The sequence below is a fragment of the Salegentibacter agarivorans genome (assembly GCF_900113135.1).
Lineage (GTDB): Bacteria > Bacteroidota > Bacteroidia > Flavobacteriales > Flavobacteriaceae > Salegentibacter > Salegentibacter agarivorans.
The window spans coordinates 100,351-126,160 of sequence record NZ_FOOH01000013.1 but is presented as its reverse complement, the minus strand read 5'-3'; the positions used below and the strand labels follow the sequence as shown (position 1 = coordinate 126,160).

The following is a 25,810-nucleotide window of genomic DNA, read 5'->3' as shown; positions in this document are numbered from 1 at the left end:
TAATAATCCCTAATTTCACGCTTTAGGATTTACAGAAAAAATATGATCAAAATTATACAGGGCCAGCTCGTAGATATTAAAAACAGGAAGATTTTTCCTGCGGAAATCAGCATCGAGAATGGAAAGATTACAAAGATTGAAGAAAAAAAGCACGAAGTAAAGAGCTTTTTGCTTCCTGGGTTTATAGATGCACATATACACATTGAAAGTTCTATGCTGGTGCCTACCGAGTTTGCCCGTTTAGCTGGAATTCACGGTACGGTAGCCACCGTTTCAGATCCTCATGAGATTGCCAATGTCTTGGGAAAAGAAGGCGTTAAGTTTATGATTGAAAACGGAAAGAAAAGTCCGTTGAAATTTAATTTTGGTGCGCCTTCCTGTGTTCCGGCTACCAATTTTGAAACTTCGGGAGCTGTGATTAATGCTGAAGATATTAAAGATCTATTAGCACTTCCTGAAATAAAATATCTCGCGGAAATGATGAATTATCCCGGCGTTATCTTCGAAGATGAAGAAGTGATGAAGAAAATCGCGTGGGCTAGACATTTTAATAAACCTACCGATGGCCATGCACCCGGGTTGCGCGGAGAAGACGCTAAAAAATATGCTGAAGCCGGTATTTCTACAGATCACGAATGTTATACCGCTGAAGAAGCCGAGGAAAAGCTTGGCCTTGGTATGAAAATACTTATTCGCGAAGGTAGCGCCGCTAAAAACTTTGAAGCGCTTGTAGATTTGCTGGCGGAACATTATAAAAATATGATGTTTTGCTCTGATGATAAACATCCAGACGACCTGGTTTTAGGGCATATTAACCAGCTTTGTGCACGGGCGGTGGCTAAAGGTATAGATGTTTTTAAAGTGCTGGAAGTCGCTTGTATCAATCCCATAAATCACTATAATTTAGAAGTCGGACAATTAAAAGTAGGCGACCCCGCCGACTTTATTGCTGTAAAAGACCTGACCAATTTTGAAGTTTTACAAACTTATATTGACGGAGAATTAGTTGCTGAAAATGGTAAATCTCATATCAAATCTTCTCCATTCGAAAAGCCGAATAATTTTCATACTTCATCCAAAACGCATGAAGATTTTAAAGTAAAAGCAGCCGGTAATACTATTAAAGTTATTGAAGCGCTGGATGGGGAACTTATTACTAATGAAATTCAGCAGAAAGCTTTAGAAAAGGACGGGGAACTAATTTCTGATATTGAAAATGATATTTTAAAAATCACGGTGGTTAACCGGTATGAGGACAAAGCTCCTGCTGTCGCATTTATAAAGAATTTCGGATTAAAAAATGGAGCGATTGCCAGCTCGGTAGCACACGATTCTCATAATATTATCGCAGTTGGGACATCAGACGAAGAGATTTGTAACGCAGTAAACCTCATCATCAAGCATAAAGGAGGAATTTGTAGCGTGAATGGAAATGAGCAAAAAGCACTTCCACTACCAATTGCCGGGATAATTAGCGATAAGGATGGTTGGGAAACCGGTAGATTATACGAGGAAATAGATAAAATGGCCAAAGATTTAGGCAGTACCTTAAAAGCTCCTTTTATGACACTTTCCTTTATGGCGCTCCTAGTAATTCCCGATCTAAAACTTTCGGATAAAGGTTTGTTCAGTGGAAGAAAGTTTAATTTTGTTGATATGATAGATAAAAACTAATCTATAATTTTATGAATCCTGGTTTGTAATTTAGGTACCACCTCTTCTTCGAACCAGGGATTTTTACTTCGCCAGAAACGGTTCACCGGTGAAGGGTGCGGTAAACACCAATAATCAGGTAAAAATTTCTGATAAGAACTTACTTTTTCAGTAAGATTTAATTTCCCGGGCAGGTAATAATTTACTGCGTAAGCTCCAATTAGAATGGTGAGTTCAATATTTTTTAATGCTGAAAGAATAGTATCGTGCCACATGGGTGCACATTCTTTACGAGGCGGTGCATCACCCGTTTTGGCTTTCCCCGGATAACAAAATCCCATAGGAAGAATTGCAAAATTATTGGTATTGTAGAAAGTATTTTCATCTACTCCCAGCCATTCCCTAAGCTTTTTTCCGCTTTGGTCATTCCAGGCAATTCCTGTTTGATGCACTATTTTTCCCGGCGCCTGACTTATTAAAACTATTTTAGATTTTTTAGTGGCTTCTACTATAGGTTTTGCTCCAAGCGGCAGATGCTTTGCACAAAATTTGCAGGCCCTGGCTTCTTTTAACAATTCCTGCATCAAGATTTTCCTTTTACCACAATTACAATTTCCCCTTTAGGTGTTTTTTTGGTGTAATGTTGAAGAACCTCAGCTGCCGTTCCGCGAATAGTTTCTTCGTGAAGTTTGGTAATTTCCCGGGAAACCGAAACAGGCCTGTCTTCGCCAAAATACTCTGAAAAATGTTTTAAGGTTTTCAGCAATTTATGAGGCGATTCGTAAAAAATCATAGTTCGGGTTTCTTCGGCAAGTAAATTCAAGCGCGTTTGTCTGCCTTTTTTTACCGGTAAAAAACCTTCAAAAATAAATTTATCATTTGGAAATCCACTGTTTACCAGCGCCGGAACAAAAGCTGTAGCGCCAGGCAAACAATCTACTTCTATGCCTGCTTCAACACAAGCGCGCGTTAATAAAAACCCGGGATCTGAAATTGCGGGAGTTCCGGCATCACTTATCAGCGCAATATTTTCGCCGCTTTTAATCCGTTCAACAATGTGATCTACTGTTTTATGCTCGTTGTGCATATGGTGACTTTGCATATGCGTACCAATATCAAAATGCTTTAAGAGTTTCCCGCTATTTCGGGTGTCTTCGGCAAGAATTGTATCTACTTCTTTTAGCACTTTTACCGCCCTAAAAGTCATATCGTCCAAATTTCCTATTGGCGTTGGAACCAGGAATAATTTTCCCATTAAAGCGAATTTAATTACTGAATTTGTTCTCTATTTTGGCCATAAATCGCTCTTCATAATCTTCTTTTCCTTCCCAGTGGTTGTAATCTGGCTTTACTACCAACTGGATAAATTTTTGGGCTTCATCTAAAGAACTAAAAGTATTTAACTGGGAAAGTACCCGATTATAATCTGAAGAATTTCCGTCAAATAGATTTTTTATAAATGAAAGTCGTTCGTTAAGCCCAATATTTATTCCTTTCTTCAACCTGTCGTTTACAGACTTTGGTCTTTGGTCCTTTTGCCTGTTATTTAACGGTTCAAAATCAGGAAGGTTATCATAATCTACCCCAATATTTCTAAAATCGTTTTTAGGCGCTTCTGTTTTTGGCTTTGGTGGCTCTTCTTCCATTTGAAGAGATTGCTGTTGCGCAGGTGGAGCCTGTGGTTTAGGATTTGCCTGTTCTATAAGCTCATCTACACGCTCAGATTCTGCAGGCATTTGAGCTACAATATCTTTAATTTTTTCGGTATTAGGTTCGGTAATTGCATCGGCATCTTCCCGGTATTCGGTACCATCTGGAGCATAATCGTCACGTTCGTGCTGTACTGGTGCTTTAGCCTGAACTTTCTTCTCTATCTTAGGCGTTGGAGTGGCTTCAGGAGCTTCAAATGCCTCAAGATTCTTTTCGGTGAAATTCAATATAGAAAGTTGCTCATATAAGGTTGCCGCTTTTAATTTAAGGGCTTTGGTATCCAGATTTTCTTTTTCAGAAATTATTTCTTCGGCAAGTTTTACTAACTCTTTTTTAAGTCTGTTTTTCATTTTTCAGCAATATTTATGAACCCACTTTTTATTTAAAGTCTCTCTCAAGTTTCAATATAACACTTACAAAAAAAGTGCCTTAATCTGGTTTAATAACTTTAGTGGTTACCAACCGCTAATGGCTTGTATTTTTAATAAATTTGTTCCACCTTTATCAAAAAGGGCAAGTTCCCATTTCGATTTGAAAATTACAAAATGTTTCTCGAAAATACAGTAAATCACGAAGAGCAATTTGGCTGGATTGAAGTTATTTGCGGCAGTATGTTCTCTGGCAAGACCGAAGAACTAATTCGCCGTTTAAAAAGAGCCCAGTTCGCCAAACAAACCGTAGAAATCTTTAAACCCGCCATAGACACGCGCTATGACGAGGAAATGGTGGTTTCTCATGATTCTAATGAAATTAGGTCTACTCCCGTTCCTTCGGCTTCCAATATCAGGATTCTTGCCGATGGTTGTGATGTGGTAGGAATAGACGAGGCCCAGTTTTTTGATGATGAAATTGTAACGGTTTGCAACGATCTCGCAAATAGAGGAATTCGGGTAATTGTGGCCGGGTTGGATATGGATTTTAAAGGAAATCCTTTTGGGCCTATGCCCTATCTTATGGCTACTGCAGAATATGTAACCAAAGTTCATGCAGTTTGCACCCGCACCGGAAACCTGGCACAATTTAGTTATAGAAAAGCTATTAATGACGATCTGGTTTTTCTAGGGGAAAACGAGGAATACGAACCTTTAAGCCGTGGTGCATATTACAAAGCTATGCTTAGGGAAAGGGTTAAGAAATTAGATGTGAAAGATGCCGAAGAATTGCAACCTAACCTAAAGAAAAAGAATGCCTAAAGCCGAAGAAACCGTTCTGGAAATAGACCTTAACGCCTTAGCTCATAATTTTAAAACCATAAAATCGCAGTTAAAACCCGGCGTTAAATTTATGTCGGTTATTAAAGCTTATGCCTACGGAAATGATTCTGTAGCAATGGCTCATAAATTAGAAGAACTGGACACCGATTATTTTGCGGTTGCTTATACCGAAGAAGGCATAAGACTGCGGGAAGCGGGAATTAGCAAACCTATTTTAATTCTGCACCCACAACCCGTAAATTATCCTGAAATAATTGAAAATTGCCTGGAGCCTAATTTATACAGTGCAAGAACGCTTCAGCTTTTTATAGAGCTCGCTGAAAAGCAAAAACAGAAAAATTATCCGGTGCATCTAAAATTTAATACGGGAATGAACCGTCTTGGATTTACTGAAGCCGATTATCAGCATATTCCGGAGAAATTAAAGAAGACTAAATCGGTAAAAATAGCTTCTGCCTTTTCCCATTTAGCAGCCAGCGAAGACTGGAAAGAGCGGGAATTCACCCTTTCACAAATCTATAAATTCAAAGATCTGGCGGGTAAACTTTTGGATGATATTGGTTACGAACCGCTTTTGCATCTTTGTAATACTTCAGCGATTTTTAATTATCCTTCTGCCACTTTTTCTATGGTAAGAAGCGGCCTGGGACTTTATGGTTTCGCCAATGACGATAACCTCAACAAGAAACTAAAACCGGTTGGCACTTTAAAATCGGTTATTTCGCAAATTCAAAATTTAGAAGAAGGAGATACGGTAGGTTATGGCCGTGCTTTTAAAGCCGAAAAAACTACAAGAATAGCTACGCTTCCTGTTGGCCATGCCGATGGTATAAAACGTATATACGGCCACGGAAAAGCCGGCGTTTTTATTAATGGGGATTACGCTCCCATTGTTGGTAATGTTTGTATGGATATTATTATGATAAACGTTACCCACATTGATTGTAAGGAAGGTGATGAAGTAATAATTTTTGGTGGTCCCCAAAATGTACCCGAATTTTCAGCCAAAGGAGGAACCGTTTCTTACGAGCTTATCACCGGAATTTCACAAAGAGTAAAACGGATAATTATTCAATAGTTAAATGAATTTTTCTAGCGAATTATTGTGTAATTTGGTTAGCTACTAATCCAATCAGAATTTATCATGAGTTTTATTCAAGATTTTAAAAAGTTTATGCTCAAGGGTGATATTATAGCCCTTGCTACTGCGGTGGTGATAGGTGCCGCTTTTAACAAAATCATCGCTTCTGTAGTGGCCGATGTTATTATGCCTATTATTGGTTTAATTACCGGAGGAACAGATTTTTCACAGAAATTTATCTCGTTAGATGGCGTTTCCTACGAAACATTAGAAGCTGCAAAAGAAGCTGAAGCCGCTGTAATTACCTACGGAAATTTAATTGATACTATTATTCATTTTATAATCGTTGCGTTTTTTATATTTTTGGTATTACGTGCTTACGAAAAGACCAAAAAAGAAAAAGAAGCCCCAAAATTGGTGGAACCAAAAGGCCCAACCCAGGAAGATTTGCTTACCCAAATTAGGGATGAGCTAAAAAAACAGAATAGTACGACTTAAAATTCTTAAAGATACGAGCACCGCTATACTGCTCATTTTAAATAAATCGTAATTTAATCAAACCCCACAGGAAACTGTGGGGTCTTTTTTTAACGAAAAACACGAATTAGTTTAAAAACAATAATTCTTTTCAATTTTAAGGGCTGGGGCTATGTAAGTTAAGTTGGGGATAATAAATTTGCGGCTTGTTTTAAGAACATTTAGTAACAAAAAGAAATTACCCAAATAAGATTTCCGCTTTAGCCGGAATGACTAAAATAAATAGTTTTCCGCCTACGCGGAAAAAGACAAAAGTTTAAAATTATGAGAATAGCAGTTGTAGGCGCTACCGGGATGGTAGGCGAGATCATGTTAAAAGTTTTAGCCGAAAGAAATTTTCCGATTACCGAATTATATTTGGTGGCTTCAGAACGTTCTGTAGGTAAAAAGATCAATTTTAAAGGAAAAGACTATGAAGTAATTGGCTTGCAAACGGCGGTAGATCTTAAACCGGATATTGCTCTATTTTCAGCTGGCGGAGAAACTTCTTTGGAATGGGCTCCAAAATTTGCCGAAAATGGAACAACGGTAGTGGATAATTCTTCGGCCTGGAGAATGGATGAAACCAAAAAACTGGTGATTCCAGAAATTAATGCTTCAGAGTTAACCAAAGAAGACAAGATCATTGCCAACCCAAACTGTTCTACCATCCAGTTGTTGATGGCTTTAAAACCGCTGCACGATGCTTTCAAAATTAAGCGTGTTATCGTTTCTACTTACCAGTCTATCACCGGTACCGGCGTAAAAGCGGTGGAACAACTGGAAAATGAGTACAAAGGTGAAAAAGGCGAAATGGCCTATCCTTATCCTATTCATAAGAATGCACTTCCGCATTGCGATGTGTTCCAGGAAAACGGGTATACCAAAGAAGAGATGAAACTTACCAAAGAAACCAAAAAGATCCTAGGAGATGAATCGGTCTTGGTGAGTGCTACCGCGATTAGAATTCCCGTTGTTGGCGGACATTCAGAATCTGTGAATATTGAATTTGAAAATGAATTTGATGAAGCTGAAGTAAGAAAAATTCTAAGTCAGTTTCCAGGGGTAACCGTACAGGACAATCCTGATACCAACACTTACCCTATGCCTATTTATGCTGAAGGAAAAGATGATGTTTTTGTTGGAAGAATCCGTAGGGATTATTCACAACCTAAAAGTTTAAATATGTGGGTGGTGGCCGATAATCTTAGAAAAGGCGCAGCTACCAATACCATACAAATTGCCGAATACCTGATTAAAAATAAGTTAGTGTAAACGGTAGCAAACAAAAAATTAACTAATGCCTGTAAAATTGTAACTTACAGGCATTTTTTAGTACTAACTGTTTGTATCAAAACATAATTTATGAAAAAAACATTACCCGGAATTTTTGCACTCGCCGTCCTGGCTTCCTGCAACGATTCTAAATCAGAAAAAGAAATCAGTTTGAATTATCCTGAAACCAAAAAAGTAGATACGGTAACCGATTATTTTGGCACCGAAGTAAAAGATCCATATAGATGGCTGGAAGACGATCGTAGCGAAGAAACCGAAGGATGGGTAAAAGCCCAAAATGAGGTGACTTTCGATTATCTAAACAGCATTCCGTATAAAAAAGAGCTTGAAGAAAGACTCTCTGAAATATGGAATTATGAAAAAATAAGTGCTCCTTTTGAAGAAGGCGATTACACCTATTTCTATAAAAACGATGGTTTACAAAATCAATACGTGGTTTATAGAAAAAAAGGTGAAGATGGTAAAACAGAAGTTTTCCTGGATCCTAATAAATTCAGTGAAGACGGGACTACTTCCCTTGCCGGCTTAAGTTTCTCTAAAGATGGCAGCAAAGCCGCTTACGCTATTTCTGAAGGTGGTAGCGACTGGAGAAAAATAATCATTATAGATGCCGAAAATAAAGAACGTATAGAAGATACCATTCAAAATGTAAAATTCAGTGGAATTTCGTGGAAAGGAAACGAAGGCTTTTACTATTCAAGCTACGAAAAACCTGAAGGTAGCGAGCTTTCAGCAAAAACAGATCAGCATAGGTTATTTTACCATAAACTGGGAACTCCACAGAGCGAAGACAAAGTAATCTTTGGAGATTCTGAAGAGCAAAAACATCGTTATGTTGGTGGTGGCGTTTCAGAAGATGACCGGTTTTTATTTATTTCTGCAAGGAATTCAACCTCTGGAGGAAAACTTTTTATGATGGATCTTTCTAAAGAAAATTCTGAACTGGTTACTATTTTGGACCATGAAAACACCGATAGCTACGTAATTACTAACGAAGACAGTAAATTGTTTATCGTTACCAATATGGATGCGCCAAATCGTAAGGTTGTGACTGTAGATGCTGCAAATCCTTCTCCTGAAAACTGGGAGGATTTTATTCCTGAAACCGAAAACGTATTAAGCCCTTCTACAGGCGGTGGCTATTTCTTTGCCGAATATATGGTAGACGCGGTTTCTGAAGTAAAACAATACGATTATGAAGGAGAGTTAGTTCGTGAAGTTGAACTTCCGGGAATTGGTTCTGCAGGCGGATTTGGTGCTAAAAAGGAAAAAGAAGAATTGTATTATTCTTTCACAAATTATGTGACTCCGGGTACTATTTACAAATACAATATTGAAGAAGGAACTTCTGAGGTTTATAACAAACCGAACATAAAATTCAATCCAGAAGATTACGAAAGCAAGCAGGTTTTTTATACCTCAAAAGATGGGACAAAGGTTCCTATGATCATTACCCACAAAAAAGGTCTTGAGCTTAACGGTAAGAACCCAACCATGCTTTATGGTTATGGAGGATTCAATGTTAGTTTAACGCCTTCTTTTAGCACCGCAAATGCGGTCTGGATGGAACAAGGCGGAGTTTACGCCGTACCAAACCTTAGAGGTGGTGGTGAATATGGAAAAGAATGGCATGATGCCGGTATAAAACTTAAAAAACAAAACGTTTTTGACGATTTTATCGCTGCTGCGGAATACTTAATTGAAGAGAATTATACTTCCAGCGATTACCTGGCCATTCGTGGTGGTTCTAACGGCGGGCTTTTAGTTGGAGCTACAATGACCCAGCGTCCAGATCTTATGAAGGTGGCTCTTCCAGCCGTTGGCGTAATGGATATGTTACGTTATCATACTTTCACCGCAGGTGCAGGTTGGGCTTACGATTATGGAACTGCAGAAGATAGTGAAGAAATGTTTAAATACCTTCTTGAATATTCCCCGGTGCACAACCTGGAAGAAGGAACCGAATATCCAGCTACTTTGGTAACCACAGGAGATCACGACGATCGTGTGGTGCCTGCGCATTCTTTTAAATTTGCCGCTGAATTACAGGATAAGCAAGCCGGAGATAATCCAGCTTTAATCAGAATTGAAACCAAAGCCGGTCACGGTGCAGGAAAACCTACAAAAATGATTATTGAAGAATATGCCGATATTTTTGGTTTCACCCTTTATAATATGGGCTTTGACACGTTACCTAATAAAACGGAAGAAGAAGTAAAAGGATAATTTTTTTATTATCTCAAAGAGGCTGTCTGAAATGTCTAGTTTCGTAAAGCTGAATCTGTTTCAGCTTCTAAGATGTTTTGATTATCAATATTTTAGATCCTGAAATAAATTCAGGATGACGATATTAAGAACTTTTCAGGCAGTCTCTTTTTTATTTTTTTCTATTCTGCACCAATTTCAATTCTCCCTCTTCAAGTAAATAGCCTTTTTCAGCTTTATACAGAATTTCCTCATCATCGTCTGAGTAGGCCTCTAGTAGCCTGTACTCTCCATTCATTTCAGCTTCGAGGCGTTTTACCTTTTCGGCATCATTACAGGTTTTTCCTATTATCTTATAATCTTCATTTTCATATTTTGTGAGAGTACCAATCACTTTTAAAGGCAAAAGTTCTTCCAAATATTTTGTGTAGACCTCGAATCCGCCGGTAACTATATACACTTTTATACCAGCTTTATCTTTTTCTTTAATATCGGTGAGCATATCCTCTCTAAAATGTTCGGGAAATTCAATATTCCAAAATTGCTTAGCGTACTTTTTTACCTTTTCAGGTGAAAGCTTATTCAAATAATCATAGAAATTTTCTTTAAAATAAGTTTTACTGGTTATATGAAGCTTTCCCAACACATGCAGCCAGCCAATTTGAAAGAGATGCAATAACTTATAGCCTTTTTTATAGCAAATGAATTTAAAAAATTCATCTTTAGACGATTTTTTATACAAAGTTTGATTAAGGTCGTAAACTATAATTTCCTGCATTTTCGTAATGTTAGACTTCTAAAGAAAGATACTAAGAATCATCTTTCTACCACGAATTTTATCATTTTCTAAACAAGAAATTAACCAGATATGTAAAAGGCAATCTTTAAAGAAGTACTTCCTGAATCTTTTTTAATACAGTTTGTGGGGAAATAGTTCTAATAGCGTTCTCATAGCCTTCTGGAAACTTATTCCCGTAAACGGAAGTCGGTATTTTAGGGTATTGCGTAAGATTGGGAAGTAAGCTATTTTCCGTCGGCTGGTTAAAAGGTCTAAAACCGGCATAAGGATGCGTAACACCCCAAATACTTATTACCGGGATGCCAAACATCGCGGCCATATGTCCATTCCCACTGTCCATAGAAAGCATGACATCCAGGTTTGAGATAAGTGCGAGTTCTTCGGCTAAAGTGAGTTTTCCGGCAATACTAAGAGTATTTTTAAATCTGGCCGCCCAGGTTTCCAGTTGTTGTTTTTCTTTATTTCCACCGCCAAAAAGCAAAATTTTAATCTTTGAATTTTCACTTAATCTCCCTAAAACTTCTTCCATTAAATCTGCTGGATAGGCTTTAGAATTGTGCTGGGCAAAGGGTGCAATGCCAAGCCATTTTTTAGGTTCGGTGCCAACCAGTGTTCTTATCTTTTCTGAAATTTTTTCTTTTTCAGGAAATTTGTGGGTTTTGAGGTCTAACGGATAACCTAAAGCCTCAAAAACATCGGCATAGCGCTGTACGGTGGATTTTAATTGTTTAAAAACCTTATTGTTTTCAGTGGTTAAGGCCTTCTTTTCACTTCGGCCTTTATCAATTTGTTTTACTGAAATCCCAAACATATAGAACACCGATTTCAAGATATTGCTTCGCAAAACATCGTGAAGATCGGCTACTTTATCAATTCCCAGATCCCTTAAATCTTTTGCGAGTCGGCAGAGACCAAATACGCCGCTATGCACTCCGTTAACATCGGCTTCATAAACAGAAACCCGCGGAATTCCTTTAAACATTGGTTCAAAAAACCCGCGGGTTAAAACCGTAACTTTTAAATGTGGATAAGTGGCGCTAAGCACCCGTAATACCGGTACCGTCATCGCCACATCGCCCATCGCCGATAAGCGAATAACCAAAATATGAGAAGCCCCCTCAGCCTGTGGAATCTCTCCTGAAAGGGGAGAATTTCTTTTATTAAAAGAGGTCTTCTTCTTCATTTTCAAACAATTTTAAGCGCTATTTTTTTCTTAAAACAGGATTTAACTCATCGTCATTATACATCTTCATTTGCCTGTAAACTTTCATATACTTATTCCCGGCAGCAATATCTTCTAACAGCTGGTTTATCGCGGTAGAAAGGTCTACGCGTTGCTCCAGCAAAACATCAAGTTTAGCCTTACATTTCATTTGGTGCTCCTGTGAGGCATCTTCCCTATTAGCCTCCTCTTCCATATGATAAATCTTTAACGCTAAAATTGAAAGCCTGTCTATAGCCCAGGCCGGGCTTTCAGAATTTATTGTAGCATCTTCATTTGGCTTAACATCTTTAAATTTTTCCAAAAAATAACTATCAATATATTCCACTGTGTCCGTTCGGTCCTGATTTGACGCATCTATTTGGCGTTTTAGCGCCAGTGCATCTACAGGATCTATGTGCTTATCGCGAATAATATCTTCATAATGCCACTGCACTGTATCTATCCAGCATTTCCTGTATAATAAATGCTCAATCAACTCATTTTCGCTGTCGTACGGATTGGTAAATGGCTGTTCTACCGTATCTTTTTCGTGATATTTTTCTATTACTTCCTGAAAAATCTTATTTGCTTTATCTGAAAACATAAATTATTTTTTTTCTAAAATGTGTAAATATTCTGTTGTATTTATGGCCGTATGGTTTCGGTTTTCGGTTTTATCGGCCTTAAAACGCTGGTAATTTCTGGTTACCAGGTCGTAATTTCCAAAACGACTCATTATTTTTTTTATTTCTGTTGAAGGCATTAAACCCTCGTTATTATAGCTGAAGAAAATATATTTGAAATTTGCATTTTCCAGTAAATCTTTAAAAGAATTTTCAACTCTTGTCCTGCTACAATAATTTGATCGATAATATTCTCGCAAACCGGTTTTACCTTGTGGTGCAAAGGTATCATATTTTGCGATGGTATTTAAAATATGGTAGTTCGCGCCATACTGGCGTGCATTGTAGGGCGGATCTAAGTATAAAATATCCCCTTCAATTTCCTTAATTAATTGATTGGCATCTTTTTGGAAAACCCGGTGGGAATGTTCTGTAAAATCAAAGTTTGCTGGTCTTAATACTAATTCTTTTTGGGCCGAAAGTTTTACCTTTTTTAAAAATGCGCCATAGACTGAAGCGGTATTTGCCACTTTATCGGCACTTTCTAATAATGAAGCTAAAAGGAAAAAATACTGGTTTTTCCCTATTTCATTATTCAATTTCCAATTTTCAATTTGCTGCCTAACCGCGTCAATTTTCTTTCCATTTGCTTCAGAAAAATAAAGTCGGTTAGATTTTCCGTTTTCGCTGTATTCTTCAAAGATAAAACCCGGTTTTCCTTCCAGCTTATTTAATTTAACGAGGAGGTCTTCAGAATCTAATTTCTGATGATTTTCAATATAATTTTTGAGTAAAACATAACTGTAATATTCTACATCGTTAGCAAGAACCGATTTTACCGAAGTTTTAAAATTCCTGCCCACACTGCCTGTACCGGCAAAAAGATCGCAAAAAACCATTTGAGACAGATCTTCGCCAACCACTTCTTTTACCGTAGATTTTATAAAATTACCAAGCTTATGTTTAGAACCTATATAATTCATTTTACTGCCCAGATCACGTCAGCAAAAGTGGTTTTTCCTTGCTGAAATTGGAATTCTTTTAGTTGTGAATTTTCAAAAATAGCAACATATTTTTCAATCACCTGCTTCAAAAAAGAAATTTCAGCCTTTATCTTCCAATGCTGTCCATCTTCAGCATAAACTATTAAGAATAATCGATTTTCAAGATGAAAACGGCTTTGTTTGCTTTGGTTTTTATATAACCAGGAAATCAGAGTTTCAGGATTATTTTTTGCAAATTCAAGGGAACGACTAAACGCTTTTGGGAAAACACTTGTTTTTAAATCGAAATCATTTCCTAAGAAATTAAAATCAATTTTTCGATTTTTTGGGTTTTTATTGGGAATAACTTCTTTCATTTCGGCAAATATATGCTCCACGGCCATGGCACTCCAGAAGTTGTAAGATTACTGCAATACTGGAAAAATTGCTTTTCGTCTAACTTTTCAGTAGCGATAATTAAGGCAATTTGCTCGTTTAATTTATCCCAATTTGAAGTAGAATAAACAAAGGAAGACAGCCTGTCCCACGAATTAATTTGCTTACGAAACCAGCGATACTGGTATTTGCAGCGCTTTTTTAATTCGGTCTAAATTGCCGGTAAATTCATTTAAAAAATAAAAGGAATACACAAAGGCATTAAGATAAGCAAAACCAGCAAAACTTCCCGAAAGACTTTGTCTTCTCTTTGATCAAAATAAATAGAAGTGATTATACTAAGCGGTACAAAAAAGAAAATAAGTTCGCTACCATCTTTGGTAGGCGCAAAAATAGCAACCGCCACCGCGGTGAGAAAACTTAGCAAAACCAGGTTTAGGGAAGGCTTCATGGAGACGCTTGCCTTGCTCACCACTGCAAAAAACTGGACAAGTGTCCAAAGTGCCAAAGTCAAAATAATACTTACGGGAATAAGAATTTCGAGGTTTTGATAATTGGAATAATCAAAATTACTCCATTCAAACCACTGCGAAAATGTATAAAACTGGTCGTAAGCAATAATATGAAAACCAAGCGTTAAGAGCGCAACCGCTAAAGCTGCAATTGGGGGAATTAACCAGTTTTTAGGTTTTGGAAGATAATATAAGATCCCAGCATACACCACCACCAGGAATAAAATAGACCAAAAATAAAAAAGTGATGCGATAAAAATCCAAAAGGTAGCATCAAAAACCTTTTTCTGCATTACTTTTTTAGATTTTAAGCTAATAATTCTTCTAAAAGCCAGTAGTACCAATAAATTGGCAAATATCACCTGGTGATTTCTTAAAAGTGCAAAAAATGAAGCTGTGAAAATTACAAAAAACAAGATTTTATAGGCACTACGCTGGGTAAGTTCATTTTTCTTGGCAATAAAATTAAGGGTAAAAACACTTAAAATAAGTGATAATAAAACCGCCAGTTTTTCAAGAAAAAATAATAGGTTAAAATCTAAAAACCACTCCCTAAAATTAGCGATAATAAAAAATATAATGAGAAAAACGGTGATCGCAACCCCATTTACCGGTTTTGATTTGCCAAAAAAGCTTGTTAGCATTGTGGTTTTTTATATTTTTGTAATCTTAAATACACCAAAGTTAGTTATTGAACGCCTTCAAAGGTAATTTAATATCGCTTTGAAATAATTTGAACTTAAAATACACTAAAAATGTTAAGAGATATATTTGAAGGTATCGCCTATTTATTCGAGGAAATATTATTTGTTCCTTTAGATGCTTTAAGATCGCTGGAGCTTGATTCCTGGTGGGCTGCAAACGCCTTAAACTTCATCTTTATTTTAGTTGGTTTGGCTGCTTTTGCTTATTGGATGAAGCAATTAAAGCACTACAACGAAGTGAATGATGAAGATCGTGATCCTACAGCACACTCGTTTTTAGGATAAATCAAAGCCAAGATCTTTTCTATAATACATCTTATCGAAATGTAGCTTTTCTACATTTTGATAAGATTTTTTTAGTGCTTCTTTGTAATCTTTCCCAAAAGAAGTAACCGCAATCACCCTTCCACCACTGGTTACTACTTTATCGCATTCAAATTTGGTTCCCGCGTGGAAAACTATGGAATCTTCAACTTTATCAAACCCTGTGATTTCTTTAGATTTTTCGTAAGCTTCAGGATAACCGCCAGATACCAACATTACCGTTGTGGCTGCACGTTCATCTATTTCTAAAGAAATTTCATTTAATTTTTCTTCAGAAACTTTTTCAAAAATCTCTACTAAATCTGATTTAATTCGGGGCAGTACAACCTCAGTTTCCGGGTCGCCCATGCGCACATTATATTCTATAACATAAGGTTCGTTTTTCACCATAATTAAACCGATAAAAACAAAACCTTTATAGTCTATATCTTCTTCCTGCAAACCATTAACCGTTGGTTTTACGATGCGTTCTTCAATTTTTTGCATCAATTCATCATCTACAAATGGAACGGGAGAAATAGCGCCCATTCCGCCTGTATTTAGGCCGGTGTCTCCTTCTCCTATTCGTTTGTAATCTTTGGCGGTTGGTAAGATTTTGTAATTTTTCCCATCAGTAAGTACAAAAACGCTTAATTCAATTCCGTCTAAAAATTCTTCAATGACCACTTTGGCGCTGGCCGCCCCAAATTTCTTTTCGGCCAGCATATTTTGAAGTTCCTGTTTAGCCTCTTCCAGATCGTTAATAATTAAAACTCCTTTTCCAGCTGCGAGTCCATCGGCTTTTAAAACATACGGCGGATTTAAAGTTTCCAAAAATTCCTTTCCGGCTTCAAGGCTTTTTTCGGTAAAACTCTCGTAGGTCGCGGTTGGAATTTTATGCATCGCCATAAACTCTTTTGCACGCTCTTTACTTCCTTCTAAAAGCGCCCCTCGTTTAGATGGGCCAATAACTTTTACGCTGTTTAGCGCATCATCTTCCGCAAAGAAATCGGTGATTCCTTCTACCAAAGGATCTTCGGGACCTACTACCAGCATTTCAATTTTTTCCTTCAGCACAAAATCTTTAATCGCTTTAAAATCGGTTACTTTTAGATCAATGTTTTCTGCAATTTCAGCGGTTCCCGCGTTACCCGGTGCCACAAAAAGTTGAGAACATTTTGGGCTTTGAGCCAGTTTGTAAGCAAATGTATGTTCGCGTCCGCCGGCGCCGAGAATTAAAATTTTCATCCTGAAGTCATTTTAGTTATGCACCAAAAATAATTGTTTGTAAATTGAAGCACCAATTATTTCTTATAAAAAAGCTTTTTCGCCCTTGGACTGGTTTAAACTTTCGTTGCAGCTTAATAAATTTCCCATAAACCGGGCGCAAAAAGTACTACAGGAAATACAGAAAATTCCCGCAGAAAATTATGAATATTACCTTAGTGAAAAACGCTGGGAAATTGTTGAATATCACTTAAATAATAATCATTTTTATAAAAATTTCTTCGGAAAGAGTTCATTTTCTAATTGGAACGAAGTGCCGGTAATGGCCAAAACCGATCTACAGCAAAAACTTGAAAACCGCCTGAGCAAAGGTTTTTCTAAATCCACTGCTTATATCGGAAAAACTTCGGGCAGCAGCGGTACGCCCTTTATTTTCGCCAAAGATAAATTTGCCCACGCACTAAGCTGGGCAGGATTTCAGGATCGTTACCAATGGCACGATATTGATCTCAACAAATCTTTACAGGCCAGGTTTTATGGAATTCCACTAGATTTCTACGGAAATATCCAGGAACGAATTAAAGACCGAATTAGTCTACGGCGAAGATTCCCCATTTTTGACCTGAGCGAGAAGAAAATGGAAAAATTTCTGAAGCGTTTTCAAAAATCAAACTTTAGCTATATAAACGGGTACACCAGCGCAGTTTTGCTTTTCGCAAAATTTCTTAAAAACAAAAACCTAATTTTAAAAGAAGTTTGCCCCAATTTAAAACTTTCTATAGTCACTTCTGAAAGGTTATTTGAAGAAGATAAAAAACTGATGAAAGCAGTTTTTGGAGTTCCTGTAGTGAACGAATATGGCGCCAGTGAAGTTGGCCTTATAGCCTTTGAAAATAAGGAAAATGAATGGATAGTAAATTCAGAAGATCTTTTTGTTGAAATTCTTGATAAGAATAACAATCCTGTACCAAATGGCACTGAAGGACGAATTGTAATTACTTCATTGTATAATAAAGCCCATTCAATGATTAGGTACGATATTGGAGATACCGGCGTACTTTCAAAAAAAAGCACCTTGAAAAAGCCAATTCTTGAGAAATTAATTGGGCGAACAAATGATATCGCCACCCTTCCCGATGGGAAAGTGGTGCCGGGACTTACTTTTTATTATGTAACCAAAAGCATTATTGAAGATAATGGCAGTATCAAGGAGTTTGTGATTAATCAAAATACCCAGGATTCTTTTAAAATTGAGTATGTGAGTCAAATTGATTTTTCTGAAAACCAAAAGCAAAAAATTTTAATGGCCATTGAAACCTACGTGGGTAAAAATCTAAAGGTGATTTTTGAAAGAAAGGATAAACTTACCCGTAGTAAAAGCGGGAAATTAAAGCAGTTTACTTCAGATTTGTAGCATTTCCTGGTAAAAACTCCCCCGGTTTTTCGGCCACGAATTCACGAATATATTTATAAAAAGCTCCCCTACTTATAAAGGAGGGAATGAATTTAACGAAGCTGAAGAAAAGGGTGGTTGGCCAAAACATAAATCCTGAAATAAATTCAGGATGACGTAAATTATTCTAAATCTTTTTTACCTGTTTAGGCTTAACAAAGAAATGTTCCTTTAGAAAAACCAGCATATAACTAAGGCTTTTAGGGAAACTAAAACCTAAAAACTTGTGATAAATGTTGAAATTAAATTTAAGCATCTCAACTTTATTTCTTGAAATAGAGCCTTTTCTCACCCGGTATTTTGCTAAACACTTTTGAATTCCTATCGCCGGCCCACCTTTTTCAACGGCTTCCAGCCAAAGTGCCCAATCCTGCCTTTTCCTTAATTCAGGGGCGTAGATCTTTCCTAGTCTTTTAGTATTGTAAATCCCCGTGAGGTTGCCGAGGTAGTTTGATTTAAGCAATTTTTGATAAGTTAAAACGGGCAGTGCTTCTATAATTTCGTTTCTGGTATTTCCATTTTCATCTATTTGTAAATAACTGGAGAAACAAACCGCAACATCCTGCTGCTGCATCAATTTAAGCTGAATTTCCAGCTTTCCCGGTTTCCATTGGTCATCTGCATCCAAAAAAGCTATAAAATCGCCCTGAGCGGCTTTAATTCCTTTATTTCGACTTATTCCTGTGCCGAAATTATTTTGATTTTGAAGTATTTTAATTCGGAAATCTTGCTTTGCAAATTTTTCAGCTTTAGAAAGCGTAGTATCTGTTGAGGCATCATCGATAATAAACAATTCCCAGTTGGAGTAAGTTTGAACAATTACAGAATTTACCGCAGCTTCAATAAAATTTTCCGCATTAAAAGCGGGCATAATTACTGAAACCAGGAGATTCTCCATAACTTGATTATCGCCTTATATGATTGGAAAAATCTTTGTGCTCGCTTTTCTCTAATTCTTCGGGACTTAGATTTTTGAAATAATTGTAAGTAATTTTCATTCCTTCACTACGGGAAACATTAGGCTCCCAGCCTAAAACCTCTTTTGCCCGACTAATATCTGGCTGTCTTTTTAAAGGATCGTCTTCCGGAAGTTCTTTATAAACCACTTTTTGCTCGGTTCCGGTAAGTTTTAAAATTTCTTCGGCGAAATCTTTAATAGTGATTTCATCTGGATTTCCAATATTCACAGGATCTGGATAATCGCTTAATAATAAACGATAAATTCCCTCAATTTGATCGTCTACATAACAAAACGAGCGCGTTTGCAAGCCATTACCAAAAATGGTGAGGTTTTCACCCCGCAAGGCCTGACCAATAAACGCAGGAATTACCCGACCATCGTTTAATCGCATCCTGGGACCGTAAGTATTAAAAATACGCGCAATCCTGGTTTCTAAACCGTGAAATCTGTGATAAGCCATTGTTATAGATTCCTGAAATCGCTTGGCCTCATCATAAACTCCGCGTGGTCCAATTGTATTTACATTTCCGTAATATTCCTCATTTTGTGGATGAACCTGAGGATCCCCATAAACTTCAGAGGTAGAAGCGATCAAAATCCTGGCATTCTTTTCTTTTGCCAAACCTAGGCAATGTAAAGTCCCCACCGAACCTACTTTTAAGGTTTGAATGGGAATTTTTAAATAATCTATGGGACTTGCAGGAGAAGCAAAATGAAGAATATAATCTAACTCACCGGGAACGTGAATAAATTTGGTGATATCGTGATGAAAAAACTCGAAATTATCCAGTTTAAAAAGATGCTCGATATTCTTTAAATCTCCGGTAATAAGGTTATCCATTGCAATAACTTCATAACCTTCTTTAATAAACCTATCACATAAATGAGAGCCTAAAAAGCCGGCAGCCCCGGTAATGAGTATTCTTTTTGCCATTCCTGAAGTTTGTGTGAAAATTACTCAAATTTTATGAGATTTACGAAAGGATGAGTGCTTTAAGGCTTGCCTTCCATTCCGGAATTTTCTTATGAAATTTCTCCTGAACTTTATTTTTATCTAACACGCTATATTCCGGTCTTGCGGCAATAGTTTTAAAATTGTTGCTTTCGTTTAACCGAATTTCTTCTGAATTTCCCGTAAATTCTAAAATTGCTTTTGCAAAACCATACCAGGTAGCTTCGCCCAAATTGCTGAAATGATACAAGCCAAAATCATTATTTTCTGAAGCGATTATTTCCAAAACAAATTTAGCCAGATCATTAGCATTTGTTGGTGTTCCGGTTTGAGAAGTGGTGATATTTAATTCAGCTTTTTCGTCTATTTTTCGAAGGATAGTTTTATAAAAATTATGACCAAATTCTGAATACAGCCACGAAGTCCTTAAAATAAAATGTTCTTTTAAAACCTCAGCGATTAACTGTTCTCCCTTTAATTTTGAAGCGCCATAGACGTTAATAGGATTTGTCTTATCGGTTTCTATATAAGGTTTTTCAGCTTTCCCGTCGAAAACATAATCGGTGGAAAAATGAACTAATTTCGCCTGATTTTCATTACAAAGCTCAGCGAGATGTTTGGCAGCTTCAGCATTAATTTTAAAGGCTTTCTCTTCTTCAGATTCGGCTTTTTCAACATTCGTGTAAGCTGCGCAGTTAATAACCCAATCAAAATTCCCCTCAGCAAAAAGTCTCTGTAATTTCGATTTATTGGTAATATCAGCTTCTGCAGAAGATTTAAAAACGAAATGAAAATTAGGATAATTCCCCGAAATCTTTTTAAAACAAGCTCCTAATTGTCCATTGGCACCGGTAACGAGAATATTTTTCATTTAAAAATCTCTTTTAATCGCGGTTGTTTTAAATCTTTATCTGAGATTATCATATCTTCTTCAGGAAAGCCCCAGTCTATTGCCAAATCGGGGTCGTTAAAAATAACACCTGCTTCGTAACCCGGATAGTAATATTCGTCGCATTTATAAGCAAAAACCGAAGTTTCAGACAGGGTTACAAAGCCGTGCCCAAATCCTTTTGGAATATAGAGCTGATATAAATTCTCATCGTCAAGAATTATTTTGAAACTTTGTTTAAAAGTTGGCGATTCTGGCCGTAAATCTACCACCACATCCAGCACTTTGCCATAAATAGCACGTACCAACTTGGTTTGTGCCAATTCCCCGGTTTGATAATGCAACCCACGTAAAACCCCTTTTTTGGAAATAGATTGATTATCCTGAACAAATTCCTTTTCTATCCCGGTTAATTCTATAAATTTTTTCTTGTGATAGCTCTCCAGAAAAAGGCCCCTTTTATCCCGAAAAATATCGGGTTTTATAATAAAACAGTCTTTTAATGGTGATTCTTCAACTTTCATAAACTAAGATTTAAAGATTTGTTCCAGGATTTTTTCAGTAATTAAATAAGTGGGTTTTACCCCGGTAGTTCCAAGTCCTCCTGATGCCAGGGTGCTACCGGTTTCCAGCGGATTATCTGAGGCGTAATAGGCATATCTAACTTTAACTTCGCTATCTATGCTTCCGCGTAATTTGGAAGCCGCCTGTATGGCTTTTTGGTAATGTGCGCCCTCCATCTCAAGCCCGCTAACATTCCAGGTAGAATCGTGGAAAAATTTAAGAATATCCCGGTTTTGAAGCGAAGTTCCCAAAACAGTGATCATAGCACCGTCTACAATATCAATTCCGCTACCTTCAAGATCGGCCGGACTAAGTTCATTTTTAAACGGATAATTATCTGCGGTGCCTTCAAATAAATGTGCAGAAGGAATCATAATATCTCCTTTTCCTCCTTCCAGGATACCGGCTTTTCCCATAATGGAGATAGATTCTACATTCATTTTTATCTCATTTCCTTCAAAATTGTATGGTTTCAGCAGTTCATCCATAGTTTCATAAGCCTGCTCACCAAAAGCATAATCCATCACGATAATTACCGGAGCTTCTTCTTCGGTTTTAATATCCCAGCTTCCGTATTTACCGTTTAGTTTAGCTGTATCAAAGATTTGCACATCTATATTGGTTCCGCTTTTATCATCTAAAAACGTCATCCCATTATCTAAAGCCGATTTCATTACTTTGCTGCGTAAATCGCCGTTGGCAGTATTACTAAGCAATTCGTAAATCTCCAGTGGTTTTTTCTTTTTAAGTTCGGTTTTTAAGGCTGAAGGAGTATAAAGCGTGTTCATTACACTATGCATATTCGCACTAATAATGTGTAAAGGGCGGTGCATTAAATTCTCTTTTATGAGATGTTGCTTAATGTTATCGGCCCAAATTTCACCGTGAATATGGTGCCCTAAGCGTTCTCTTAAAACGGGACTAAAAGTAATAATCCTTTTATCGTTATTTATGGTTTCTGCAATAGCGAGTTTCCCTAACCAGTAGATTATATTTAAGAAACGTTCTGGATTTCCCGGTAATGAGAATTTTGGATAAATATCCTGAACTTCAAAGAAAGTTCGGCCTAAAATATTGGCGGTGTGAGTTAAAGCAATTTCGCGTTGTGCCTGGTCTAAAGGTTCTTCCTGCAAAACAGCTTTTTCCAGTTTCTGCCAATCTCTGGTAACGCTACCTTCTTCATCTATAATTACGCGACGCATTATTTTATGAGATTCTACGAACAGAAAAGTAAGGTGTGTAAGAATATCATAGATTTCAGAACGGCCACGGGTTATTTCAATATTCATTTGCTCATCGTCTATCCTATAGCAGTTTCGCCGGCGCTTTGGCGGAACAATAGGCTTAAAATGCGAATTCCCATAGCCTTCATCACTGGTAAGATTTATAAACCTGCATTCTTCAATTCCTTTTGGTAAACGGTCTATAACATAAAGTAATCCGCTTAATTCAGCTTTATCATCGGCTATAGAGCCGTAAATTTCGGGGCGAAGTATAAGTAAAGCTTCCCTTAAGGTCTCTCCCGAAACGCCCATAGGTTTATAAAAACCACGATTAAAAAGGTGGCGCATTGTAATATACATACGCTCTATCGCGTGGGTACTCTCTTGGGCGCGGGTACGGCCTAGTAATTTTAGGTTTATCATTTTTTTGTTATGCTTTTATAATTTTTTCCAGGACTTCAGCAATTTTACGATCGTTGGCCAGGCGCGGCAACTTATTTTGTCCGCCCAGTTTTCCAATAGATTTCATATACTGCTGAAAACCATTTTCCGGAACTTTTGATATTTTTAATGGCTGAAGAATTTTTCCTTTAATAAGATCAAAATAGTAAGAATTTTGCTGCTGAAGACTTTTATCCAGAATTTTACTGAATTTAGATAAATCTTCAGGCTCTTTTTCAAATTCTACAAACCATTCGTGGTAAGGTAATTCTTCATTTTCTGGGGTAATTTGCGGTGCCACGGTAAACTCGCTAATTCTTGCATTTGTAGCTGCAGTGGCTTCCTGAATAGCTTCTTCTACCTCCTTGGCAATAACGTGCTCTCCAAAGGCCGAAATAAAATGTTTTATCCTGCCTGAAACAATTACCCGGTAAGGCTTTGTGCTTGTAAACTGCACCGTATCGCCAATATTATATGCCCAAAGACCGGCATTTGAAGAAACCAATATTACATAATTTACACCGGTTTCTACCTCGCCAATAGTAAGCCGTTTCGCATTTTCTTCATAAAATTCATCGGCTTTTACAAATTCATAAAACATACCGGAATCGAGTTGCAGTAACATTCCTTTTTCGGTTTGTTTATCCTGAAAAGCGAAAAATCCTTCTGAAGCCGGGTAAAGTTCAATGCTATCTACTTTTCTACCAATTAGGTTTTCAAATTTTGAACGGTAAGGTTCATAATTTACGCCGCCATAAATAAACAAATCGAAATTAGGAAAAAGCTCACCAACCTTCTTCCCGGTTTTTTGCTGAAGTCTTTCAAAATACATTTGCACCCAGGATGGAATACCGCTAATAACGCTCATATTTTCGTTTCGGGTTTCTTCTACAATGGCATCTACCTTGGTTTCCCAATCTTCAATACAATTGGTTTCCCAGCTGGGCATTCTATTTTTCTGAAGATAGGAAGGCACGTAATGCGCCACGATCCCTGATAAGCGACCTAATTTTACTCCATTTTTCTCTTCCATCTCCGGACTTCCCTGGAGGAAGATCATTTTTCCATCTACAAATTTTGCATTTCCGGTTTCAGCGATATAACATAAAATCGCATTTCGGGCCGCGTTAATGTGCGAAGGCATAGAATCTTTTGTAAGTGGAATATACTTGGCACCACTTGTAGTACCAGAAGTTTTTGCGTAGTATAAAGGTTTACCCGGCCATAACATATCTTCTTCGCCAGCTACCATTTTATCTATATAAAAGCGCAATTCTTCGTAATCGCGAATTGGTACATTTTGGATGAAATCTTTATAAGTTTTGATGTTTTTAAAATCGTGATCTTTGCCAAACTGCGTGTCTTTGCCTTTTTCAATAAGCTCCCTGAATACTTTGTGCTGAGTGGCTTCAGGTTGGGAAGCCCATTTATCTATTTTTTTGCGTATATAATTGGCAAAAATCTTTGCTCCAAACGACTTTAAAGACATAGGTTTATTGAATTAATTGGTATTTTAAATTTCAGAAATACCTTTGGTGCTACAAAGGTCGTGATTTATTAATCAAAATCAATATAATCTGTAGGGTCTACAGGCACGGCTTCGTTCCAAAGTTCAAAATGCAAATGTGGGCCGGTGGTGTATTCTCCGGTAGATCCTGCAGTGGCAATTACCTCTCCCCTTCTTACATTCTCCCCCTGTTCTTTGGCTATAGATGCGTTATGTTTGTAAACCGACAATAAGCCATATTCGTGCTTAATAATTATTACATAACCGGTTTCTGTAGTCCATTCTGCAAAAATTACACGCCCATCGGCCACCGATTTAACCGGAGTGTTTTTTGCAACTACAATATCTACTGCGTAATGTTTTTCTTTAGCATCATAAGCTTCAGAAATTGAACCTTTTACCGGCGGAAATAGAGAAAAGTCAATATTATCTGTAGCCGAGGGTAAAACATTGTATTTGTCTTCCTGCGCTACTTCTTCTCGTAACAGGGAGTCTGCCCGGGAAGGTTCTATAGCTTCAATTTCCTGGCCCATTATAGGGTTTTCTACCATAGAATCTCTACTTAAACTGGAGGTATCTGCTTTCCCGGTAAGTACATTTTTAATTGAACTTAAATATTGATTATTCAGCTTTAAAACCTGCTGAAGGGAATCTGACTTATAAGCCAGCTCAGAAGCCTGTCTTTTTAACTGGGCCGAAGAATAGCCGGGTATGTACTCTTTAAGCGGAGTAAAAGCAATTATAAAAGTAGTGGCTGCAATTAAAATTATTGCACTTAGCGTGATCGTTACAAAAACATTGAGGCGGGTTAATTTAAAAGAAAGCTTTTCCTCAAAAGTATCTTCATTCAAAACTACCATTCGGTATTTATGAAGTAACTTTTTGGTGAATTTTTTTCTCTCTTTTTTATTTTCTGCCATATTACATTTACAAAGTTAAATTAAAATTTTCGGCTGTTTAGTGAAGTTCTCAAACTTAGGTCCAAATTGGATCTTTTAGAGAGAAAAAATAAGATTTTCAATAAAATTGCCTTCCCGTTTTATAATACCCCACAACTAAAACTTAAATTTAAGCCATATTAACGTTGTAATTATTTAATTCTTGTTAAGTTTGTAATATCAAAATTATACGTTATGAATGCACTTATTTTACCATTAGCTATTGGTGCCCCGCAAATTATCTTAATTGTTGTGGTAATATTGCTACTATTTGGAGGTCGAAAAATTCCTGAATTGATGAGAGGTTTAGGTAGTGGAATTAAAGAATTTAAAGACGCTTCTAAAGACGAAAACGGCGAAAAGCCAGTTACTTCTGATGATAAGAACTTTTCAGAAGAAAAGAAATAGACAATAACTACCTTATAAAAAAAGCCCGAATTTTAAAGTTCGGGCTTT

Annotated in this window: 26 protein-coding genes; 9 read left to right on the top strand and 17 right to left on the bottom strand. The window is 37.1% G+C overall.

What is annotated here, in order from left to right:
• Window positions 1–42: 42 nt before the first annotated feature.
• The gene (gene ade, locus BM084_RS11215; RefSeq protein WP_093304780.1) at window positions 43–1,674 is read left to right on the top strand and encodes an adenine deaminase; all 1,632 of its coding nucleotides are present in this window, start codon (window positions 43–45) and stop codon (window positions 1,672–1,674) included.
• Here the strand turns inward: ade and BM084_RS11210 are convergent.
• From BM084_RS11210 to BM084_RS11200, 3 genes are read right to left on the bottom strand one after another with little or no spacing between them, the layout of a single operon-like run.
• Entirely contained in the window at window positions 1,671–2,237 is a 567-nt protein-coding gene (locus BM084_RS11210; RefSeq protein WP_093304778.1) for a uracil-DNA glycosylase family protein, read from the bottom strand. The two genes, ade and BM084_RS11210, sit on opposite strands and share 4 nt — an antisense overlap.
• Window positions 2,237–2,908 carry a 16S rRNA (cytidine(1402)-2'-O)-methyltransferase gene (gene rsmI / locus BM084_RS11205; protein WP_075325334.1) on the bottom strand — a complete coding sequence of 224 codons (672 nt, stop codon included), beginning with the start codon at window positions 2,906–2,908 and terminating at the stop codon, window positions 2,237–2,239. The genes BM084_RS11210 and rsmI overlap by 1 nt, the downstream gene beginning before the upstream one ends.
• Window positions 2,909–2,918: 10 nt before the next feature.
• On the bottom strand, window positions 2,919–3,713 hold the full coding sequence (locus BM084_RS11200) for a hypothetical protein (RefSeq protein WP_075325335.1): 795 nt from the start codon (window positions 3,711–3,713) through the stop codon (window positions 2,919–2,921).
• Window positions 3,714–3,908: 195 nt separating this feature from the next.
• Between BM084_RS11200 and BM084_RS11195 the strand changes: the two genes are divergently transcribed.
• The 5 genes from BM084_RS11195 to BM084_RS11175 all read left to right on the top strand — a co-directional run bounded on the left by BM084_RS11195 (window position 3,909) and on the right by BM084_RS11175 (window position 9,696).
• Window positions 3,909–4,556 carry a thymidine kinase gene (locus BM084_RS11195; protein WP_070054255.1) on the top strand — a complete coding sequence of 216 codons (648 nt, stop codon included), beginning with the start codon at window positions 3,909–3,911 and terminating at the stop codon, window positions 4,554–4,556.
• A complete protein-coding gene (gene alr / locus BM084_RS11190; protein WP_093304776.1) occupies window positions 4,549–5,655 on the top strand; it encodes an alanine racemase in 1,107 nt (368 codons plus the stop codon). Before BM084_RS11195 ends, alr begins: the two co-directional genes overlap by 8 nt.
• Before the next feature lie 66 nt (window positions 5,656–5,721).
• Window positions 5,722–6,156, top strand: a complete 435-nt coding sequence (gene mscL, locus BM084_RS11185) for a large conductance mechanosensitive channel protein MscL (protein WP_075325337.1) — start codon at window positions 5,722–5,724, stop codon at window positions 6,154–6,156.
• A 303-nt stretch (window positions 6,157–6,459) separates the two neighbouring features.
• The gene (locus BM084_RS11180; RefSeq protein ID WP_075325338.1) at window positions 6,460–7,449 is read left to right on the top strand and encodes an aspartate-semialdehyde dehydrogenase; all 990 of its coding nucleotides are present in this window, start codon (window positions 6,460–6,462) and stop codon (window positions 7,447–7,449) included.
• Between the two features lie 90 nt (window positions 7,450–7,539).
• Window positions 7,540–9,696 (top strand): prolyl oligopeptidase family serine peptidase, encoded by a 2,157-nt coding sequence (locus BM084_RS11175; protein WP_093304774.1) that lies wholly within the window; start codon window positions 7,540–7,542, stop codon window positions 9,694–9,696.
• A gap of 151 nt (window positions 9,697–9,847) precedes the next feature.
• On the opposite strand, the gene BM084_RS11170 is transcribed toward BM084_RS11175, so the two are convergent.
• The 6 genes from BM084_RS11170 to BM084_RS11145 all read right to left on the bottom strand — a co-directional run bounded on the left by BM084_RS11170 (window position 9,848) and on the right by BM084_RS11145 (window position 14,836).
• Complete coding sequence (locus BM084_RS11170) at window positions 9,848–10,453, bottom strand: HAD family hydrolase (protein ID WP_093304771.1); 606 nt, start codon at window positions 10,451–10,453, stop codon at window positions 9,848–9,850.
• Window positions 10,454–10,559: 106 nt separating this feature from the next.
• Window positions 10,560–11,555: a glycosyltransferase family 9 protein gene (locus tag BM084_RS11165; RefSeq protein ID WP_075327875.1), complete on the bottom strand. Its 996-nt coding sequence runs from the start codon at window positions 11,553–11,555 to the stop codon at window positions 10,560–10,562.
• Between the two features lie 121 nt (window positions 11,556–11,676).
• Complete coding sequence (locus BM084_RS11160) at window positions 11,677–12,282, bottom strand: DUF4254 domain-containing protein (RefSeq protein WP_093304768.1); 606 nt, start codon at window positions 12,280–12,282, stop codon at window positions 11,677–11,679.
• 3 nt (window positions 12,283–12,285) lie between these two features.
• Window positions 12,286–13,284, bottom strand: coding sequence for a DNA adenine methylase (locus BM084_RS11155; RefSeq protein ID WP_075325342.1), 999 nt, complete (start codon window positions 13,282–13,284; stop codon window positions 12,286–12,288).
• Window positions 13,281–13,661 carry a hypothetical protein gene (locus BM084_RS11150; RefSeq protein WP_143083650.1) on the bottom strand — a complete coding sequence of 127 codons (381 nt, stop codon included), beginning with the start codon at window positions 13,659–13,661 and terminating at the stop codon, window positions 13,281–13,283. Before BM084_RS11150 ends, BM084_RS11155 begins: the two co-directional genes overlap by 4 nt.
• 251 nt (window positions 13,662–13,912) lie before the next feature.
• Window positions 13,913–14,836: a DUF6427 family protein gene (locus BM084_RS11145; protein ID WP_093304765.1), complete on the bottom strand. Its 924-nt coding sequence runs from the start codon at window positions 14,834–14,836 to the stop codon at window positions 13,913–13,915.
• 111 nt (window positions 14,837–14,947) lie between these two features.
• Here BM084_RS11145 and BM084_RS11140 point away from each other — a divergent pair, with 111 nt between their 5' ends.
• On the top strand, window positions 14,948–15,181 hold the full coding sequence (locus BM084_RS11140) for a DUF6341 family protein (protein WP_075325345.1): 234 nt from the start codon (window positions 14,948–14,950) through the stop codon (window positions 15,179–15,181).
• Here the strand turns inward: BM084_RS11140 and purD are convergent.
• A complete protein-coding gene (gene purD / locus BM084_RS11135; protein WP_093304763.1) occupies window positions 15,173–16,447 on the bottom strand; it encodes a phosphoribosylamine--glycine ligase in 1,275 nt (424 codons plus the stop codon). The two genes, BM084_RS11140 and purD, sit on opposite strands and share 9 nt — an antisense overlap.
• 85 nt (window positions 16,448–16,532) lie before the next feature.
• Between purD and BM084_RS11130 the strand changes: the two genes are divergently transcribed.
• On the top strand, window positions 16,533–17,840 hold the full coding sequence (locus tag BM084_RS11130; RefSeq protein ID WP_075325347.1) for a phenylacetate--CoA ligase family protein: 1,308 nt from the start codon (window positions 16,533–16,535) through the stop codon (window positions 17,838–17,840).
• A 166-nt stretch (window positions 17,841–18,006) separates the two neighbouring features.
• Here BM084_RS11130 and BM084_RS11125 read toward each other — a convergent pair whose 3' ends face one another.
• The 7 genes from BM084_RS11125 to BM084_RS11095 all read right to left on the bottom strand — a co-directional run bounded on the left by BM084_RS11125 (window position 18,007) and on the right by BM084_RS11095 (window position 25,336).
• Window positions 18,007–18,777, bottom strand: coding sequence for a glycosyltransferase family 2 protein (locus BM084_RS11125; RefSeq protein ID WP_075325348.1), 771 nt, complete (start codon window positions 18,775–18,777; stop codon window positions 18,007–18,009).
• 7 nt (window positions 18,778–18,784) lie between these two features.
• The gene (locus BM084_RS11120) at window positions 18,785–19,774 is read right to left on the bottom strand and encodes a UDP-glucuronic acid decarboxylase family protein (protein WP_093304760.1); all 990 of its coding nucleotides are present in this window, start codon (window positions 19,772–19,774) and stop codon (window positions 18,785–18,787) included.
• A gap of 40 nt (window positions 19,775–19,814) precedes the next feature.
• Window positions 19,815–20,663 (bottom strand): dTDP-4-dehydrorhamnose reductase, encoded by an 849-nt coding sequence (gene rfbD, locus BM084_RS11115; RefSeq protein WP_075325350.1) that lies wholly within the window; start codon window positions 20,661–20,663, stop codon window positions 19,815–19,817.
• Window positions 20,660–21,205, bottom strand: a complete 546-nt coding sequence (rfbC, locus tag BM084_RS11110; RefSeq protein WP_075325351.1) for a dTDP-4-dehydrorhamnose 3,5-epimerase — start codon at window positions 21,203–21,205, stop codon at window positions 20,660–20,662. The genes rfbD and rfbC overlap by 4 nt, the downstream gene beginning before the upstream one ends.
• A 3-nt stretch (window positions 21,206–21,208) precedes the next feature.
• Window positions 21,209–22,891: a DUF6909 family protein gene (locus BM084_RS11105; RefSeq protein ID WP_075325352.1), complete on the bottom strand. Its 1,683-nt coding sequence runs from the start codon at window positions 22,889–22,891 to the stop codon at window positions 21,209–21,211.
• Between the two features lie 7 nt (window positions 22,892–22,898).
• Window positions 22,899–24,398 carry a GH3 auxin-responsive promoter family protein gene (locus BM084_RS11100; protein WP_093304758.1) on the bottom strand — a complete coding sequence of 500 codons (1,500 nt, stop codon included), beginning with the start codon at window positions 24,396–24,398 and terminating at the stop codon, window positions 22,899–22,901.
• 68 nt (window positions 24,399–24,466) lie between these two features.
• Entirely contained in the window at window positions 24,467–25,336 is an 870-nt protein-coding gene (locus BM084_RS11095; protein WP_075325354.1) for a M23 family metallopeptidase, read from the bottom strand.
• A 213-nt stretch (window positions 25,337–25,549) separates the two neighbouring features.
• Between BM084_RS11095 and tatA the strand changes: the two genes are divergently transcribed.
• Window positions 25,550–25,762 carry a twin-arginine translocase TatA/TatE family subunit gene (tatA, locus tag BM084_RS11090; protein ID WP_075325355.1) on the top strand — a complete coding sequence of 71 codons (213 nt, stop codon included), beginning with the start codon at window positions 25,550–25,552 and terminating at the stop codon, window positions 25,760–25,762.
• Window positions 25,763–25,810 lie beyond the last annotated feature (48 nt).

What these genes read in the sequence shown, in the direction of transcription:
- ade (WP_093304780.1), top strand. Translation starts at nt 43, where the DNA reads ATGATCAAAATTATACAGGGCCAGCTCGTAGATATTAAAAACAGGAAG.
- BM084_RS11210 (WP_093304778.1), bottom strand. Translation starts at nt 2,237, where the DNA reads ATGCAGGAATTGTTAAAAGAAGCCAGGGCCTGCAAATTTTGTGCAAAG.
- rsmI (WP_075325334.1), bottom strand. Translation starts at nt 2,908, where the DNA reads ATGGGAAAATTATTCCTGGTTCCAACGCCAATAGGAAATTTGGACGAT.
- BM084_RS11200 (WP_075325335.1), bottom strand. Translation starts at nt 3,713, where the DNA reads ATGAAAAACAGACTTAAAAAAGAGTTAGTAAAACTTGCCGAAGAAATA.
- BM084_RS11195 (WP_070054255.1), top strand. Translation starts at nt 3,909, where the DNA reads ATGTTTCTCGAAAATACAGTAAATCACGAAGAGCAATTTGGCTGGATT.
- alr (WP_093304776.1), top strand. Translation starts at nt 4,549, where the DNA reads ATGCCTAAAGCCGAAGAAACCGTTCTGGAAATAGACCTTAACGCCTTA.
- mscL (WP_075325337.1), top strand. Translation starts at nt 5,722, where the DNA reads ATGAGTTTTATTCAAGATTTTAAAAAGTTTATGCTCAAGGGTGATATT.
- BM084_RS11180 (WP_075325338.1), top strand. Translation starts at nt 6,460, where the DNA reads ATGAGAATAGCAGTTGTAGGCGCTACCGGGATGGTAGGCGAGATCATG.
- BM084_RS11175 (WP_093304774.1), top strand. Translation starts at nt 7,540, where the DNA reads ATGAAAAAAACATTACCCGGAATTTTTGCACTCGCCGTCCTGGCTTCC.
- BM084_RS11170 (WP_093304771.1), bottom strand. Translation starts at nt 10,453, where the DNA reads ATGCAGGAAATTATAGTTTACGACCTTAATCAAACTTTGTATAAAAAA.
- BM084_RS11165 (WP_075327875.1), bottom strand. Translation starts at nt 11,555, where the DNA reads ATGGGCGATGTGGCGATGACGGTACCGGTATTACGGGTGCTTAGCGCC.
- BM084_RS11160 (WP_093304768.1), bottom strand. Translation starts at nt 12,282, where the DNA reads ATGTTTTCAGATAAAGCAAATAAGATTTTTCAGGAAGTAATAGAAAAA.
- BM084_RS11155 (WP_075325342.1), bottom strand. Translation starts at nt 13,284, where the DNA reads ATGAATTATATAGGTTCTAAACATAAGCTTGGTAATTTTATAAAATCT.
- BM084_RS11150 (WP_143083650.1), bottom strand. Translation starts at nt 13,661, where the DNA reads ATGAAAGAAGTTATTCCCAATAAAAACCCAAAAAATCGAAAAATTGAT.
- BM084_RS11145 (WP_093304765.1), bottom strand. Translation starts at nt 14,836, where the DNA reads ATGCTAACAAGCTTTTTTGGCAAATCAAAACCGGTAAATGGGGTTGCG.
- BM084_RS11140 (WP_075325345.1), top strand. Translation starts at nt 14,948, where the DNA reads ATGTTAAGAGATATATTTGAAGGTATCGCCTATTTATTCGAGGAAATA.
- purD (WP_093304763.1), bottom strand. Translation starts at nt 16,447, where the DNA reads ATGAAAATTTTAATTCTCGGCGCCGGCGGACGCGAACATACATTTGCT.
- BM084_RS11125 (WP_075325348.1), bottom strand. Translation starts at nt 18,777, where the DNA reads ATGGAGAATCTCCTGGTTTCAGTAATTATGCCCGCTTTTAATGCGGAA.
- BM084_RS11120 (WP_093304760.1), bottom strand. Translation starts at nt 19,774, where the DNA reads ATGGCAAAAAGAATACTCATTACCGGGGCTGCCGGCTTTTTAGGCTCT.
- rfbD (WP_075325350.1), bottom strand. Translation starts at nt 20,663, where the DNA reads ATGAAAAATATTCTCGTTACCGGTGCCAATGGACAATTAGGAGCTTGT.
- rfbC (WP_075325351.1), bottom strand. Translation starts at nt 21,205, where the DNA reads ATGAAAGTTGAAGAATCACCATTAAAAGACTGTTTTATTATAAAACCC.
- BM084_RS11105 (WP_075325352.1), bottom strand. Translation starts at nt 22,891, where the DNA reads ATGATAAACCTAAAATTACTAGGCCGTACCCGCGCCCAAGAGAGTACC.
- BM084_RS11100 (WP_093304758.1), bottom strand. Translation starts at nt 24,398, where the DNA reads ATGTCTTTAAAGTCGTTTGGAGCAAAGATTTTTGCCAATTATATACGC.
- BM084_RS11095 (WP_075325354.1), bottom strand. Translation starts at nt 25,336, where the DNA reads ATGGCAGAAAATAAAAAAGAGAGAAAAAAATTCACCAAAAAGTTACTT.
- tatA (WP_075325355.1), top strand. Translation starts at nt 25,550, where the DNA reads ATGAATGCACTTATTTTACCATTAGCTATTGGTGCCCCGCAAATTATC.